The organism is Peribacillus sp. NPDC097284, from assembly GCF_044761765.1.
Classification (GTDB): domain Bacteria; phylum Bacillota; class Bacilli; order Bacillales; family DSM-1321; genus Peribacillus.
Genome location: NZ_JBIWCZ010000001.1, coordinates 1,066,871 through 1,083,919, shown reverse-complemented (window position 1 = coordinate 1,083,919; position 17,049 = coordinate 1,066,871). Strand labels below are relative to the sequence as shown.

At 41.7% G+C, this 17,049-nt stretch carries 15 protein-coding genes; 14 read left to right on the top strand and 1 reads right to left on the bottom strand.

Features of this window, described 5'->3' with window-relative positions; translation table 11 throughout:
* Positions 1-14: 14 nt before the first annotated feature.
* Genes ACIQXU_RS05375 through ACIQXU_RS05365 form a run of 3 tightly spaced genes read left to right on the top strand, consistent with a single transcriptional unit; the run spans position 15 to position 3,607 of the window.
* Positions 15-836 carry an ABC transporter permease gene (locus ACIQXU_RS05375; protein WP_402987204.1) on the top strand — a complete coding sequence of 274 codons (822 nt, stop codon included), beginning with the start codon at positions 15-17 and terminating at the stop codon, positions 834-836.
* Between the two features lie 23 nt (positions 837-859).
* The gene (locus ACIQXU_RS05370) at positions 860-2,218 is read left to right on the top strand and encodes an LLM class flavin-dependent oxidoreductase (protein WP_402987202.1); all 1,359 of its coding nucleotides are present in this window, start codon (positions 860-862) and stop codon (positions 2,216-2,218) included.
* Between the two features lie 36 nt (positions 2,219-2,254).
* Positions 2,255-3,607 (top strand): LLM class flavin-dependent oxidoreductase, encoded by a 1,353-nt coding sequence (locus tag ACIQXU_RS05365; protein WP_402987200.1) that lies wholly within the window; start codon positions 2,255-2,257, stop codon positions 3,605-3,607.
* 85 nt (positions 3,608-3,692) lie between these two features.
* Here ACIQXU_RS05365 and ACIQXU_RS05360 read toward each other — a convergent pair whose 3' ends face one another.
* Entirely contained in the window at positions 3,693-4,421 is a 729-nt protein-coding gene (locus ACIQXU_RS05360) for a FadR/GntR family transcriptional regulator (RefSeq protein ID WP_402957237.1), read from the bottom strand.
* A 318-nt stretch (positions 4,422-4,739) separates the two neighbouring features.
* Between ACIQXU_RS05360 and ACIQXU_RS05355 the strand changes: the two genes are divergently transcribed.
* From ACIQXU_RS05355 to ACIQXU_RS05305, 11 genes are all read left to right on the top strand, one after another.
* Positions 4,740-5,933: a M24 family metallopeptidase gene (locus ACIQXU_RS05355; protein ID WP_402987198.1), complete on the top strand. Its 1,194-nt coding sequence runs from the start codon at positions 4,740-4,742 to the stop codon at positions 5,931-5,933.
* On the top strand, positions 5,930-8,053 hold the full coding sequence (locus ACIQXU_RS05350) for a hydantoinase/oxoprolinase family protein (protein ID WP_402987196.1): 2,124 nt from the start codon (positions 5,930-5,932) through the stop codon (positions 8,051-8,053). Before ACIQXU_RS05355 ends, ACIQXU_RS05350 begins: the two co-directional genes overlap by 4 nt.
* Positions 8,046-9,824 (top strand): hydantoinase B/oxoprolinase family protein, encoded by a 1,779-nt coding sequence (locus ACIQXU_RS05345; protein ID WP_402874009.1) that lies wholly within the window; start codon positions 8,046-8,048, stop codon positions 9,822-9,824. Before ACIQXU_RS05350 ends, ACIQXU_RS05345 begins: the two co-directional genes overlap by 8 nt.
* Before the next feature lie 159 nt (positions 9,825-9,983).
* Positions 9,984-11,219: an acyl-CoA dehydrogenase family protein gene (locus ACIQXU_RS05340; RefSeq protein ID WP_402987194.1), complete on the top strand. Its 1,236-nt coding sequence runs from the start codon at positions 9,984-9,986 to the stop codon at positions 11,217-11,219.
* Positions 11,198-11,974 (top strand): SDR family NAD(P)-dependent oxidoreductase, encoded by a 777-nt coding sequence (locus ACIQXU_RS05335; RefSeq protein WP_402987193.1) that lies wholly within the window; start codon positions 11,198-11,200, stop codon positions 11,972-11,974. The genes ACIQXU_RS05340 and ACIQXU_RS05335 overlap by 22 nt, the downstream gene beginning before the upstream one ends.
* A gap of 22 nt (positions 11,975-11,996) precedes the next feature.
* Positions 11,997-13,292, top strand: a complete 1,296-nt coding sequence (locus ACIQXU_RS05330) for an aromatic ring-hydroxylating oxygenase subunit alpha (RefSeq protein WP_402987191.1) — start codon at positions 11,997-11,999, stop codon at positions 13,290-13,292.
* Positions 13,293-13,310: 18 nt separating this feature from the next.
* Complete coding sequence (locus tag ACIQXU_RS05325; RefSeq protein WP_402874019.1) at positions 13,311-13,889, top strand: aromatic-ring-hydroxylating dioxygenase subunit beta; 579 nt, start codon at positions 13,311-13,313, stop codon at positions 13,887-13,889.
* Between the two features lie 19 nt (positions 13,890-13,908).
* Positions 13,909-15,417, top strand: coding sequence for a glutamine synthetase family protein (locus ACIQXU_RS05320; protein WP_402874022.1), 1,509 nt, complete (start codon positions 13,909-13,911; stop codon positions 15,415-15,417).
* Positions 15,418-15,441: 24 nt separating this feature from the next.
* Positions 15,442-15,705: a hypothetical protein gene (locus ACIQXU_RS05315; RefSeq protein WP_402987189.1), complete on the top strand. Its 264-nt coding sequence runs from the start codon at positions 15,442-15,444 to the stop codon at positions 15,703-15,705.
* A gap of 17 nt (positions 15,706-15,722) precedes the next feature.
* A complete protein-coding gene (locus ACIQXU_RS05310) occupies positions 15,723-16,409 on the top strand; it encodes a class II glutamine amidotransferase (protein ID WP_402987187.1) in 687 nt (228 codons plus the stop codon).
* Positions 16,410-16,448: 39 nt separating this feature from the next.
* Positions 16,449-16,769, top strand: coding sequence for a hypothetical protein (locus ACIQXU_RS05305; protein WP_402987185.1), 321 nt, complete (start codon positions 16,449-16,451; stop codon positions 16,767-16,769).
* Positions 16,770-17,049: the final 280 nt, after the last annotated feature.

Below are 17,049 nucleotides of genomic sequence, written 5' to 3'. Positions count from 1 at the left end.
GGAGTGGTTCATAGATGTCCAGTTTAGAAAAAGCTATTGCTGTACCTATTGAAAGAAAGCGACCTATCCATTTATCGTTTACCTGGCTTCAAAAACTTGTGAAGCAGACAGCCGTGATCGTCCTGTTACTAGCCATTTGGGAGATTGCACCACGAATTGGATTGGTGGATTCCGTATTCTTCCCACCTTTCTCGGCAGTGGTTGCAGGATGGTGGGGATTGGTGACATCAGGAGAATTATTCGCCCATTTCAAGGCAAGCTTCTTCCGTTCGTTCATTGGGTTTGGGTTGGCCCTATTGATTGCAATTCCTTTAGGTCTGATCATCGGCTGGTTTCCTTTGGCCAAAGATTTTTTGAACCCAGTATTGGAGTTATTCCGCAATACAGCCGCGTTGGCCTTATTGCCTGTTTTTATCCTATTGCTTGGGATTGGGGAAGTATCCAAAATAGCGATTGTCCTGTTCGCTTGTACGTTTCCGATTCTTTTAAATACCATCAACGCCGTTCAAAATGTCGATCCGTTGCTCATCAAGTCAGCTAAATCAATGGGATTATCCTCTCAGAAACTATTCTATAAGGTTATTTTGCCGGCCTCTATTCCGACTATTTTTACCGGAATACGGATGGCAGGGACGGCATCGATTCTCGTGTTAATTGCAGCTGAAATGGTAGGAGCCAAAGAAGGCTTAGGTTACTTGATCAATTATGCGCAGATGAATTTCCAAATCGCTGAAATGTACGCCGGGATCATAACGATTTCTTTGCTTGGATTGTTATTGAATTATGTTTTAGTGTCTCTGGAAAAACGATTCTCGGCTTGGAAAGTCAATCAATAATCGAAGGTAGAAGGGGTGGTTTGATGACGAATAATAAACGAGAAATGAAGTTAGGTGCCTTCTTCATGATTCCAGGTCATCACGTGGCAGCTTGGCGTCATCCAGAAGCAGAGGTAAGGGATATCATGAACTTTGATTTTATAAAAAAGCTGGCCCAAACGGCAGAGCGCGGAAAATTCGATTTACTGTTCCTTGCCGATCATGTATCACTTAACACGCAGGATGAACAAGTATTAGGGCAAACCGTAAATACACGCTTTGAACCATTTACCTTGTTATCGGCGCTTGCAGCGGTAACGAAAAACATCGGGCTGGTTGGTACCGTATCGACGACGTATAACGAACCTTACCATGTCGCCCGTAAGTTTGCTTCTTTGGACCATCTGAGCAATGGGCGAGCAGGATGGAATGTCGTGACATCAGGCTCTGATTCAGAAGCTCGCAACTTTAATCTCGACGCACATCCCCTTCATGAAAAGCGGTATGAGCGTGCTGAAGAGTTTGTGAATGTCGCTCAGAAGCTTTGGGATAGCTGGGAAGATGAGGCATTGGTCATGGATAAGGAATCGGCGCAATTTGCGGATGGTTCAAAGATCCATGCCGTCAATCATAAAGGGGAATGGTTCTCCGTTGCAGGACCACTGAATATTTCCCGTCCTGTTCAAGGTCATCCGGTTGTAGTTCAAGCCGGATCTTCCGAAGCCGGAAAAGAACTGGCGGCGCGAACGGCCGAAGTGATTTTCACTGCTTGGCAAACATTAGAGGAAGCACAAGCATTCTATGCGGATGTAAAAGGGCGGATGGCGAAATATGGTCGTGCCCCTGAGGAACTGAAAATCATGCCTGGAGTATTTCCCGTCATCGGGAATACGGAAGAGGAAGCAAATGAGAAGAAACAAGCATTGGTCGATCTGATTCCAGAAGGAGCCGGTGTGTCTCTTTTATCGAAGATGGTCAATGTCGATTTGAGTGGTTACCCATTGGATGGTCCCTTGCCTGAACTTCCTGATTTAGAAGAAGTCAATGGAACAAAAAGCCGCTTTCAGTTATTGAAGGATGTGGCGAACCGTGAAGGGTATACAATCCGTCAGCTATATCAACATATTGCAGGTGCTCGCGGGCATCGTGAAATTAAAGGGACACCCGTGCAAATTGCTGATCAACTTCAAGAATGGTTTGAAAATGGAGCGGCAGACGGATTTAATGTCATGCCTCCCTATTTACCGGGCGGGTTAGATGATTTTGTCGATCAAGTCATTCCTGAATTGCAAAGGCGGAACATATACAAAACGGAGTATTCAGGCAGCACATTGCGTGAAAATTTGGGATTACAACGTCCGAAAAACACTCTCCTTGAAAAAGTGGCGGGCGCTCATATATAAGTGTTGAAAATAGAATAGTAGAAAGAAGGAGATTAGATGAGTACGAATAAAAAAGAAATGAAATTAGGCGCTTTTTTCATGATTCCTGGACACCACGTGGCCGGTTGGCGCCATCCCGAGGCTGAAACTCATAATATATTGAATTTTGATTTTCTAAAAAGACTGGCCCAAACAGCAGAGCGCGGCAAATTCGATATGCTGTTTGTTGCGGATGGTAATGCGTTGCAACATAACGGTTCTAAAAACGTCCAAAGAGCGGGAATTAGTTTTGAACCGTTCACTCTATTATCAGCACTTTCAGCGGTTACGGAAAAAATCGGGCTAGTCGGTACTGTGTCCACGACGTACAACGAACCCTATCATGTAGCCCGTAAGTTTGCATCGCTCGACCACTTAAGCAATGGTCGTGCAGGGTGGAACGTCGTCACATCCAATACGGATGCCGAAGCACGGAACTTTAATTCCAATCATCATCTTCAACATGAAAAGCGTTATGAGCGGGCTGAGGAATTTGTGGACGTTGTAGAAAAGCTTTGGGATAGCTGGGAAGATGAGGCGTTGATCATGGATAAGGAATCCGCGCAATTTGCCGATGGCTCGAAAATCCATGCCATCAATCATAAGGGTGAATGGTTCTCCGTAGAAGGACCCTTGAATATTTCCCGTCCGGTCCAAGGCCATCCCGTTGTGGTTCAAGCGGGATCATCCGAAGCTGGAAAAGAGCTGGCGGCACGAACGGCGGAAGTGATTTTCACAGCGTGGCAAACAATCGAAGAAGCTCAAGCATTCTATGCGGATGTGAAAGGAAGGATGGCGAAATATGGCCGTTCCCCTGAGGAACTAAAAATCATGCCGGGTGTCTTCCCAATCATTGGGGCAACAGAAGAAGAAGCAGATGAGAAAAAGCAATTATTTGAAGAACTTATCCCAGAGGAAGCCGGCGTTGCGCTTTTGTCGGCGATGATCAGTGTGGATTTAAGAGGGTATCCCGTTGATGGACCACTGCCAGACCTGCCGGAATTAGAAAAAATCAATGGAGGTAAAAGCCGTTTTACATTATTGAAGGATCTGGCTGAACGTGAAAACCTGACCATACGCCAGCTATATCAACGAACAGCCGGCGCCAGAGGCCATCGTGAAATCAAAGGAACACCGGAACAAATCGCAGACCAATTGCAAGAATGGTTTGAAAATGGGGCGGCGGACGGATTCAACATCATGCCTCCTTATTTACCGGGCGGCCTTGAAGACTTCGTCGATCATGTCATCCCTGAATTGCAAAAACGTGGCATATTCCGTACCGAATACACAGAAGATACCTTACGCGGAAACTTAGGACTGAATCGGCCAGCCAACACGTTGGTCAACAAGATTATAGAAACCGTGTAACCAGTAAGGCCGGGCGATTCTGCCCGGTTTTTTGTTTTTCTTTCCATGCACTTCTTTACCATTAAAATTCAACCGATATATCGCCTCAAGATGTACGGAATTCCTTACTGGCGCTTTCAAATTGAGGAATGAAGTTTATGAAATGATTCAGATGTTCTTTCATTTTTTCCTCTGCAGCTTTTGGATCCTTCTGTTCTATGGCTTTGTATATGCCGTGCAGTTCCTTGTTAAGGTCCTCTTTTAATTCAGTGGAACAATCTGTTGACTGAAAGTATGGAATAATCGCTTCTGAAATCGCTTCAATATTAATCATTATGAGTCGGTTTTTTGTGGCTTTTGCTATAGCCCTATGAAATTTAAAGTCATCTCTAAAGTAGTGCGAATCATTAACGGAATCTATTTTTGGAATTAAACTCTTTAACCTAATAAGATCTTCATCTGTACGCATTGCTGCAGCAATTCCACATGCTTTGATCTCTATCATTTTTCTCATTTCGATTACTTCCTCTAACGTAATCCCCTTTAAACTGAGGGAAAGAGTTATGTAATCGCTAAAGTCACTTACGAATGAATCAGGGTCAAACTCCGTAATGAAGTGTCCCCCCTTAGCTCCCGGTTTTGTTATGACTAATTTAGAAGACGACAATATTTTAATGGCATCCCGAACTGTAGGCCTACTCACTTGAAATTCATTGGCAAGTTCTTTTTCCCCAGGCAGTTTATCCCCAGGCTTTAAGTCTTTATTGATTAAGGAATCTTTAATTTGCTCTGCTATTTGTTCGGATAGACTTAATAGTTTCTTTGTATGGATCAACGTCCAATCACCTCGATGGATTTTTTACGGACAAAACAACTAAATTGATTATAGATTAAGCGTTTATAAATGAGTTCAACTGTATTTAGTAAGTTAATTTGTTTACTGTGGAGCTTAATAGAATATTACTATATTTTTACATAAATTGATATAATTTGATATTAATGTGTTTTTCAACGCAAATCAATAGTATTGTAAATAACCTTTAAATGTAAAAACATTTTACAATTAAAGGTTATTTACAATTGGAATGAAGGTGGTAAGATTATGTTATTAGATTTTATTGAATTTTCTAATAACTAAAGAAGAGGTGGTAAAGTGATCATTACACTTGAACAAACAGAAAGAGAGCAACGGTTACAAGCGGTAAGGGATGTAGTCAGAGAAAAGAATTACAAAGGTATGTTATTTGTAGCTGATTCTTATTTAGGGAAGAAAGGTTCCCTGCGTTACTTATTTGACAATCACTTGATCCATCGATACGGTTTCGGATTAGTGTTGCCAGATGACCAATATCAGATTCTTCCATCCGGGCTCCATTGGTGTACCGATCGTCGTGTTCCAGATACGCTATTCCCTTCCGACCATGAAATCATGGAAGTAGTCCGAAGGTTAAAAGGGCATAACGTTACAACGGGGGTAGTTGGAGTAGTTGGATTGAATAATACAATGAAAATCGAAGACTTCCATTATTTAACTCGAGAATTACCTGATATTGAATGGGTGGACGCTAGTGTGGCATTTGATGAAATTCGTTCTATTAAAAGTAAACCAGAGATAGAAGGAATTAAAGAGGCCAATCGTATTATTGAAGAAAGTTTCGATGCCATTATCGATCATATCAAACCGGGTTTAACTGAAGAGGAAGCCGTTTCGGTCGCTTATTCCACGGCTCATGCTTTAGGAGCAAAAGATACTCTGTATTTAACTCTATCAAGCGAACAAGCAGGAGCAGTAGAACCATATTTCTTAAATCCACGGCCGAAAGTGATCAAGGATGGAGATTACTTGATCATTTCTTTAGAAGTAACTGGGCCTTCAGGACATTGGGTGGAGCATTCCAGAATGTTCTGTTTCGGACAGCGAGATGAAGAAATGGAGAAATTGGCAGGTCTAGTGGCAAAAGGTATTCAATATGCCGAAGTGACGATGAAACCGGGAGTTAAAGTGACGGATATTCAAGAACAGGTTGAAAAGATGGCACAAGTAGAAGGATATCATTGTGGTCATTTAACGGGTCATGGAATTGGAATGGATGTAATTGAACGACCATTTGTCGCAAGACAAACGAATACAGCATTCGTTGGAGTAGAAGTGCCAGGTAAAGATGATGAAGAATTACTTTATTTGAAAGAAGGTATGGTCATCAGTTTTCACCCTCAAATTATGCGAACCGATAAACAAAAATCCGCTTACATGTCAGATGTTTTTGTCATTACAGAGGATGGCGCCGAACGATTATCATCACGTAATCATGAAGTTATTTTAATAGGGGGCGAAACTATACGATGAAGTTTAGAATAGGAATCGATGTTGGAGGTACTTTTACTGACTTTTTATTAATTGATGAAAATGGGAATTCCGAAGTGTATAAAACCCTTTCCACACCCCAAGACCCTACAATCGGATTCTTCAATGGCTTGAGTGAAATGGCAGGCAACCATGGACTCTCGTTAAAAGAGTTCATTGGAAATGTCGAGCTGATTGTACACGGTACAACGGTTGGAACAAATGCAGCATTAACCTATTCAGGAGCCAAAACAGCTCTATTCACAACAGAAGGGTTCCAAGATATTCTTCAAATAAGAAGGGGAATCCGTCCTGATGCTTATAACAACAAATATGATTTACCTACACCATTCGTTTCACGAGATCTGCGAGTAGGGATAGAAGGAAGACTTGATTACTCTGGGAGTGAAATTACACCGCTTTCTGAGCAAGATGTATTGAATGCCTTGGAATATGTGAAAAAGCAAGAGGTCGAAGCTATTGCCGTTTGCTTTATGCATTCTTATACAAATGACTCCCATGAAAAACAAGTCGGAGACATACTAAAAGAAAAACTTCCCAATGTATATTTAACCTTATCCAGCGAGTTAATCCCACGTGCAAGGCTTTATGACCGCGTCAGTACTACAGTCCTCAATTCTTACATTGGCCCCATCATAGAAAAATACCTAACGAAATTGATCCAGCGTTTATCAGATATAGAATTCCAAGGCACGCTGTTAATTATGCAATCAAATGGTGGAGTGGCAACTCCCGAGGCGACTATCGAAAAAGCCGCCAATACTTTATTATCTGGTCCAGCTTCTGCTCCCATCGCAGGTAGTTATTATTTAAAACCTCTTGGAATTAAGGATGCATTGACTATGGATATGGGTGGAACAAGTTTTGATGTTGCCTTATTAAAGGATGGCTATCCCCTTATCCGAACAGAAGGTGAAATTGCTGATTGGCCAATAAGTCTTTCAACCGTGGATATCCATACAATTGGTGCAGGAGGTGGCTCTATTGCCTGGGTCGATGAAGGTGGATTGCTACATGTAGGTCCTAAAAGCGCGGGAGCCCATCCAGGTCCAGTCTGTTATGGATTCGGGGCAGAGTTCCCGACAGTAACCGATGCCAATTTAGTTCTCGGTTATTTAAACCCGAACTTTTTCTTAGGCGGCAAGATGAAACTCGATGTGGAGAAGGCGAGAACGGCCATCCAAAAACATATCTCTGAACCTCTTGGACTATCTGTACAAGAAGCGGCCCAAGGAATCATAGATATGGTCAACGTGAATATGGCAAGTGGCATACGGGAAATAACAGTGAAAAGAGGATATGATCCTCGGGAATTTCCTCTTGTTTGTGCAGGAGGTGCAGGACCGTTGCATGCGGTAGCGATTGCTCAGGAATTGGATAACACTCTTGTCATCGTTCCAAAAGAATCATCCATTTTCTGCGCAGCGGGCATGTTGATGTCTGACCTACGTCATGATTATGTCAAAGCCTATCGCTCCCCACTTGGAAAAATCAATATAGAGCAAGTGGAGGCCATTTTCTCTGAGTTAGAGGGCGAAGGATACCAGACGTTGAAAAAAGATAAAGTAAAAGAGGATGAAATGCAATATCAATATAGCATGGATATGATGTACTACGGTCAATATTACGAAGTAACCGTGCCATTTACAGCCGAGGAGATGGACGGCCTTACGATAGAAGTAATAGAAAACAAGTTCCACACATTGCATGAACAACTATACGGGTACTCCACGCCTGAAATGCAAGTGGATGTGATCAATTTCAATTTATCGGCAATCGGTGTAACGAAAAAACCTAACATGCAACAAACGGAATATAAAGGGACGTCATCAGAACATGCAATAAAGGGATATCGTCCAGTTTCTCATGGTCAAAAGGGAACCTTGATGGACACCCCAGTTTATGACGGGGACATATTGGTTCATGGTAATCAAGTGATTGGACCCGCCATCATCGAACAGAAAGTCACGACTATCGTTGTATTAAGTGGGTACAATGTTCTTCTCGACAAAAATGACAACTATATCATGTATCGCAAGGAGATGGATGAGAAATTGTTACAACCATTCATTGAAGAGAAACGGGGTGTCGCAATTGAGTAGGATAGTAGAAAAGAGTGTTGACCCAATCTTGGCTTCCATCATTCAGCGTCGGTTAAATGCTATAACCCATGACATGGCAAAAGTGTTACAGCGAACATCACGTTCACCGGTATTTAATGAAGCAGGAGATTTCGTTACGGGGCTATTCGATCATCAAGCGAGAATGATTGAACAGAGTGCGAACATACCGATAATCGGGTTTGGGGCCCAACCTGCATTACCCAATATAATAGAATCGTTTAAAGATGACATTTTTCCTGGAGATATCATTCTACACAATGATGTCTTTGAAGGGGGAAATCAAACACATGATGTAGGCGTTTATAAACCGGTATTCCATGAGGACGAATTGGTTGGATGGGTTGTCAGCAAGGGACATTTAACTGATTTAGGAGGCGCGACACCAGGCGGTTATAATCCAAAACATACGGAAGTGTGGCAGGAAGCCATACGGATCCCAGGATTGAAAATCGTAAAAAAAGGCGAAGTCATCCATGATGTATGGAAAATGCTGTTTTCAAATGTACGTGTCAAAGTTGTTGAAGAAGATGTCAAAGCTATGATTGGCTCTTGCAACATCGGGGAAAGAGAATTTGTGAATCTTATAGCCAAATATGGTAAACAAACATTCCGGAATCATTTAGATTACGTGATTGAAGCTACAAAGAAGCAAGTGAAGGAAAGAGTCAGCAAGTGGAGAAAGGGCACTTATTATGGGGAGAGCTATATGGTCTCCGATGGTTTTGATACCAAGAAGAAATACAAAGTAGCAGTAACCATTACAATCGACGATGGAAAAGTGAAAATGGACTTCACAGGAACTGCCGATCAAGCCCCTGGATTTACAAATATGCCACCGGCTTCAGCAAAGGCTGCGTGTGCCATTGCCTATCTGATGTTGATTAATCCAGGCGATACCATTGCCCAAAATGAAGGATTATTTGCAGGGCTGGAGTGCTTTTTTCCGGAAGGAAGCATCGTAAACCCGAGATTCCCTGCAGCAACCTTATTTGGTAATCAAATGGCGGACGTTTTGCTCGAAGCGATTATGAATGCTCTACAGGAGGCCGTGCCTGAATATGTAACAGCGGGTTGGGCAAAAGCGTGTCCACCTGTATGGACGGGAACAGATCCAAGAAATAATGAACCTTACTTTGATTTTGGGTTTATGGCCAAAGGCGGTCAGGGTGCCTTGAAGGGCAGTGATGGCTTTGATGGAATCGGTTTTTCAGGTGCAGCAGGTTGCATGCTTTCGCAAGATCCGGAAATGTTCGAAATAAAAGACCCATTTTTAATAGAAAGATATGAACTCTTGAAAGACTCGGCTGGCTCAGGTCAATACCGTGGAGGGTATGGTACCTACGTCAAGGTGCGCATTGATGGGGACAATAACTCAGTCGGTACAATCGGTGATGGCATGGCATATGAAGGTGCTGAATTACCTAAAGGAATATATGGCGGTTTAGATGGGACATATAATCAATTTTCCTTGAAGTTCCCAGATGGTACAGAACAGCAATTAGGTTCAAAAGATATGTTGTTCGATGTACCAAAAGGGACAGTTATGGAAATGTATTCTGGAGGTGGTGGTGGATATGGTTCACCATTCCTTCGCGATATAAATAAAGTCCAACAGGAAGCTATCGCTGGATTGCTTTCTATCGAAAAAGCACGAGAAGATTATGGTGTGTTGATCGATTCAATAACCTTCGTAGTAGATGAACAGGCTACTAATAGGTTGCGAGAAGAAAGGTTGAAGGTGAATAAATAGGTAGGCATAGGAACTTCAACTTAGGAGAAAGCCGGTATGTTCCCTTTAATAATAGATATCTGAAAATTTAGAAAAAATAAGCGATTGAAGGCTTTTTAAACTGGTATTACACACGGCATGAAATCATTGAAAAATAATCGATAGATTGGGGATACCTATATGACAATTAGTTTTCAAATGACAAACGAACAAATGAAGTTAAAAGAAACGTGTAGAGAACTAGCGAAAGACTTTGCAACTCGTGCATCGAAGCATGATGAAGAACGGTCAGCTCCAGTGGAAAATTATAAGAAATTACAAGAGGCTGGATTTTTCGGTTTAACGATTCCAAAGAAATTTGGAGGGCTTGGAGAAGGGTTCCTCGGTTACACGATTGCGGTTGAAGAGCTTGCACAAGGCTGTGCGGCAACCATGATGTCATGGAATATGCATGTAGCTGGAACGGCAGCCATTATGGAAAACCCTGAAATTAGTGATGAAAAGAAACAGTATATTGCCGATCTAGTCATCAACGAAGGCGCACTATTGTGCCAATCTGTTTCGGAACCAACCTCTTCTAGTTTAATAGGGCAATCCTATACCCCTTCCTTAAAAGCGAAGAAGGTTGAAGGAGGTTATATCTTAAATGGAAAAAAAGCATTTGCGTCGATGTTTGAAGCAAGTGACTATGTGTATCTATACGCCCATCCGGAAGAAAGCGAGAATCCACAAAGCAGCATCGGTTTCTTTTTATCAACAAAATCGGAAGGGATTTCTGTAATCGACATTTGGGATACTTTGGGTATGCGTGCAACGCGCAGTAACACAGTAGTCTATGAAAATGTTTTTGTTCCGGAGGGAAATGCCATTCATAAAACGGAAGAATTTTTGAATTCGTTTATTATGAAAAACGCAGCCTGGGCTTTCGGGACGTTTGCATCGATGTATTACGCAATCGGGCGCGGGGTCGGGAACTGGGTGAAGGAAACGTTGATGACAAGAAAACCAAAAGGTTTTTCTCAACCCATGGGCTATCACCCGGCCATGAGAGCACGTGCAGGAGAGATATTCGCGGATCTCGAGGCCGCTCGATTCCTAGTCTATCATGCCGCTTGGTTACATGATACAAAAGGGCCGGGCCCTGAAACGACAGCGGCGTGTCTCCGTGCGAAGTACATTGCCGCCCAAACGACTGGCCGTGTAGTTCGTTCAGCTACAATTGCCTGTGGTGCACATGGTCTCATGAAAGGACTGCCATTTGAAAGAATGCTTAGAGATGCGGTGACAGCACCCATTATGCCACCTAACGAAGATGCATGCCTAGATTTAATCGGAACCATGGACTTAGGCTTGAATCCTGAAGAAATCTTGCCGTTTTTGAAGGAGGAAGAAGTATGTCAAACAGTGAAGAATTAAAGAATCAGGTAGCTATCATAACGGGGGCAGCCAGTGGTATCGGTAAGGCCACGGCTGAACGATTTTCAAAAGAAGGCGCATATTTAGTTTTAAATGATATAAATGCAGCGGTGTTAGAAGAAGTAGTTTCGCAATTATCAAATCCTGATCAGTGCGTGTTAGTTCCTGGTGATATTTCTCTAGAAACCACTGTTCAACAGTTGCACGATGCGGCAATAAAACGGTACGGGAAAATTGATATTCTGGTTAACAATGCAGGTATTCATTGGATTCAAGATATAACGGAGACTTCAACAGAGGAATTCGATCAAGTGTTCTCGACGAATGTAAAAAGCATGTTTCTCACCTGTAAAGCGGTCATCCCAACGATGGTACAACAAAAGAGTGGGGTCATTATCAATTTGAGTTCGATTTCAGCCTTCGTCGGTCAAGAGATGATGGGGAAAAGCACCTATTTATATAACATGACTAAAGCCAGTATTCTTCAACTAACCCGTTCATTAGCTACCCGTTATGGGAAAGAGGGAATTCGAGTGAATTGTGTAGCGCCAGGCGCAACAAAAACGAACCAGATTAATGAAACGCACACGGATGATCTGGAGAACTTTTGGAGTGCAGTTGGTGGAGCCCATCCAATCGGCAGATATGGCGAGTCGGAAGAAGTTGCGAACTGTATCCTATTTCTAGCTTCCAAAGAATCATCATTCGTTACAGGATCTTCGTTCGTTGTAGATGGAGGGTACTTAGCTCAATAAAGGTCTAGAGGGGGATAAGCTAATGAAGCAACAAAATTGGGATGAACTAATCCAGCCAAACCGAGTACATCGGCATTTATATACTAAACCGGAAATTTTCGAACAAGAAATGGTGAATATTTTCGGGCAGACTTGGGTCTATGTAGCACACGAAAGTGAAGTGCCCAATAATAATGACTTTAAGACGGGCTACCTCGGCCAACGTCCTATCATAACTGTAAGGGACAAAGATGGAGTTTTTCGAGTCCTATTCAATAGATGTACGCATCGAGGGGCGACGGTTTGCCGAGCGGAAAAGGGTTCAGCAAAAGTATTCACTTGTCCATATCATGGGTGGAACTTTCGGAATAATGGAGAACTGGCTGGTGTCCCATGGCCCAAGGGATATGGGGAGTCTTTTAATAAAGATGAACTAGGATTAGGGCAAGTACCAAGAGTCGAGAGTTATCGTGGATTCATCTTTGCTACTTTAAATGAAGAGGCTCCTAGTTTGGAGGAACATCTTGGGGCGGCAAAAGAATTAATGGATCAATGGCTCGATCGCTATGATGGAAAAAGGATCATCCTTGGTAATGCACACCGGATGATTTACAAAGGAAATTGGAAATTGACATACGATAATGCGGCAGATGGTTATCATGTCACTTTCTCACACCGCTCCCTGCTTGAAATGGGTGGAAGAATGGGGGAAAACAAAGATATGACTTATTTCTCTGCGAACCCTGATTACGGTCCAATGTACGTACAGTATTTGGGGAATGGTCATACTTTTATCGATCAACGTCCTAACTATAGTGAAACAGGTGAGTACTGGGCACAACAAAGAGCACAGCCAGGACGTGAAGTTAATGAAGGGAATGTCCGTCAAAAATACGGCGATGAGGCAGATGCATTATTAGATCAGGCAATTGGTGCCCAGATGAATCTTAATATCTTTCCAAACCTATTGTTCATAGGCAATCAAGTCCAAGTGATTCAGCCACATGCTGTAGATCGTACAGAGTTGATATGGTATTCCACTGCAGTTGAAGGGTTGCCTGAGGAAATAAATACATTGCGTATGAGAAGCCAGGAAGACTTTCCGGCATTCGGGGAACCTGATGATATGACGAACTTCGAGGAGTGCCAACGGGGACTGTCTATTTCGGAAGTGGAGTGGATCAATACCGAAAGGGGATTTGGCCTTTCCAATCAACAATCCACGAACGAACAAGGTGTGATAACCGGACCGGTCACGGATGAACTGTACATCCGTAATTACTACAAAGAGTGGAAAAGGTTGATGACGAGCAAAGTCCATTCAGGTGCACATCATTAAGAATAGGAGGGATCAAACATGAAAGTAGATAGTTCCAAGTTCTCGAATTATATGGATAACGATTACTACAACCAGTTAATCGATCATTTAAAAGACTGGGAATTAGACGTAGGTGTTGCAGACGATGGAATAACGAGGGAAATTGAAAAATTCCTGTATCAAGAAGCACGTTTATTGGATGAAGGTAAGCTAGAAGATTGGCTGAACCTCTTTTCTTCTGAATGTTTATATTGGATTCCATCTATACCCGGTGGAGGTAATCCGAAAAAACAAGTATCCATTGCTTTTGATGATCGACGCCGCTTGGAAGACCGGGTCTACCGTCTTCGTACTGGATATGCCTGGTCACAGATCCCAAGTTCAAGAACCATTCGTTTGCAAAGCAATATAGAGGTATGGAAAGAATCCAACCAAAAAGATCTTCGGGCCCGCACTAACTTCTTGGTATCCGAGTTTCGTAATGGTAAACAAAAATCATATGCAGGCTGGAATGGCTATCGATTAGTGCAGGAAAACAATCAATGGAAAATAGCCGTTAAGCAAGTGAATTTGATTGATTGCGATCAAGGCCATGAAAATATGACGTTTATTTTATAAAAAAAGGGGAGATTTGTATATGAATAGCCAAGGAATCGTAAAAAACCGGGGATTTATCGATCGTTTTAACTTATGGAATACGGAACAAAGTGAAGCCGTTGAAAAAATCCATGCCGTGATTAAAGAAAAGGGTTTACGTTTGATACGTGTCGCATGGTCGGATCAACATGGTATATCACGGGCTAAAACTTTAACCATTCCAGCATTTTTAGGGGCTATGAAAAACGGGATTGATTTTAATACGGGTCCCCTATTTTTCGATACAGCCAATGCCATTGTATATAACCCCTTTATGAAAGGCGGCGGATTCGATTCAGATGAAATGACCGGCTGCCCAAATTATACACTCGTACCTGATCCCCTTACATTTAAATCTCTTCCATGGGCTGAACATACTGGATGGATATTATGTGATGCCTATTTGAAAAATGGTAACCCTCTCCCCTATGACAGCCGTCAAATCTGTAAAAAGGCATTGAAAGAACTAAACTCCAAAGGCTATGACCTACTTTCCGGATTAGAAGTGGAATTTTCCTTAACCAAAATCGTAGACGATGAAATAGATGCCTCATTACTTGGAGCGCCTGGTAGCCCAGGGCAACCTCCAAAAGTAGTACCGGTTGCGCGCGGCTATCAATATCAACTGGAAGCGCATAATGATGAAATAGATGACATCTTACAAATAATCGCTGAAAATATCCAACAATTGGACTTACCTTTGCTCACGATGGAGGATGAATGGGGGCCAAGTCAATTAGAATTTACGTTTGCACCAATGAAAGGGATTGATACAGCGGATACCATGCTTTTATTTCGGACAGCTGTAAAACAAATCTGTAAACGTCATGGATATTTAGCCACCTTCATGTGCAGGCCGTCGATTCCAGGGTTTTTCTCAAGCGGTTGGCATCTACACCAATCCTTGATTGACATAAATACAGGAGAAAATGCTTTTATACCAAACAATTCAGATGGTCCCATTTCAGAAATCGGACAACAGTTCATTGCCGGTATCCTAGAAAATGCAAGGGCGGCAACCGTTTTTACAACCCCAACAGTAAACGGATATAAGCGCTTCAAACCTAACTCATTAGCCCCTGATCGGGCTGGTTGGGGTTTAGATAATCGTGGGACGATGATTCGTGTAATCGGTGGAATCGAAGATGATAGTCTTCACTTCGAAAACCGTGCTGGAGAACCAGCTGCCAATCCATACTTATACATGGCTTCACAAATCTTATCGGGACTGGATGGAATAGAGAGGAAACTACAACCAGGGCCATTAAGTACAGAAGCCTATAATGATAATCGCCCGTTATTGCCAAAAGATCTACAATCTGCTGTGGATTCACTAAAGGAAAGTGAAGTTTTCCATAATAAAATGGGAACAGACTTTGTGAATTATATTATTAGCATGAAAGAAAGTGAAATAAATCGTTATACGACATATGTCCAAGAAAATAACATAGAAGACTATGCGAATATCGTGACCGAATGGGAACACCTGGAGTATTTTGAGATCTTTTAAAGCGGAGGACGAGGTGAAGATAGTATGGATCTGCAACAGCAAAAAGAAATAGAAGAGTTAAAGTCATATATTCAACAATTACAAAAAAAGATAACTATTTATGAGACGTTAGCCGAAGCCGTTCGACTGGCACATGTCCAGGATAGGAGCATTTACTCCCATGATGCCAATGAAGATTACCTGGCTATAGATCGTGATGATTATGCCAAGTGTATGGAAATTATATCGGAAGTCGATCTATGGAAACCTTGGAAACATACCCTCCAAAGAAGAATTACGAATAACTAGGCAAGGAGGGGACTTGTATGTGTGAACTATTAATCGTAAAGTCTCAGAACTCTATTCCAATGGAATGGGTTCTGGGTTATGCGAAATTATTGGACGAATACGGACTCGGTGGATTCAGTTGGGGTGTTGCTTGGAAGGACACTGAAGGGGAGTTACGCTGCTATAAATCCGTGGACGGGATTAGAAAAGATCAACAAGCATCTGAAAGGCTAAAGGGTATAACCTCCAAAGAAATTTTTATACACTTGCGTCGGCCTAGCTTGATGAACAGCATTACTCCTTTCAATATTCAACCGTACCTAACAACCGACCACTCCCTTGCTTTTGGGCATAATGGGAATTTTGAAGAACATGAGTCTTTCCGGTCGTCTTTTCTTCAGTTATTAAAAGGAACTTCAGATAGCGAAATAGCCTTCCAATACTTCTTTCAACACTATAAAAAATACAATCGCCCGGTAGAAGCTTTGGAAGAAACACATCGTGCATTAAAAGGAAAAGCGAATATGGTGCTTTTTAGAAAAAATGAAGCGACAATCATCTATTCTGGAAATGTGGATAACAAGATGTATTCGTTTCAATTAGATGATATAAAGTGTGTATCGACATCTGTGCACAGTCATGATGACTTTGTCTTCCAAAACATTTTCCCATCCGCAAAGGATATACGTCCATTACCGTTATTTACTTCATTACTTTTAGAATGATCTTAGCATGTCTACGTAAATAAAAAGGAGGATTATGTAATGCACGGCATAGATTTAAAAGAAATCATAGATGAAATTGCTGTATATTTGCCTGATCTAGCGTTTGTGAATTGGTGTTCAGAAATATTTTTTATTAATAAAGGTATATTTAATCGTATTGATTTATGGTTTTTTGAATATGGATTTTATAATATTACAGCGAGGCGGAAGGGAATTATTTATTTCTTGAGATATTTGCATTCAAAAAATCTTTATAATCCCAATAAAATGTATCTACAATTTGGTAAAGGTGGATTAAAAGCTTACTTTGATTCTTTTGCTCATGAATGCTTACATGAACGAAGACAATACGTTCATTAAAGAAAGAAGCTGAATAAAAATATTTTTCTGAATAGACAGGGTGAGCCCATTACTACTAAGTCTTTTGATAGCGACTTAGTAGTGGGTTCACCCTCTTTTTAGTACATAGAAAATTTTTATTCTCCATGCTCCAGGCCTAGGGGAAAAAGAGTTTTTTAATCATGGATCCTGACGGTTATTTATTAAGATTTGCGGAACACTTAAAAGAAAGAGAATGAGGATAATGATCTAATTATCAATAATCTGGATAAAAGTTCAAACAATTTCCAAACAAGTGTGT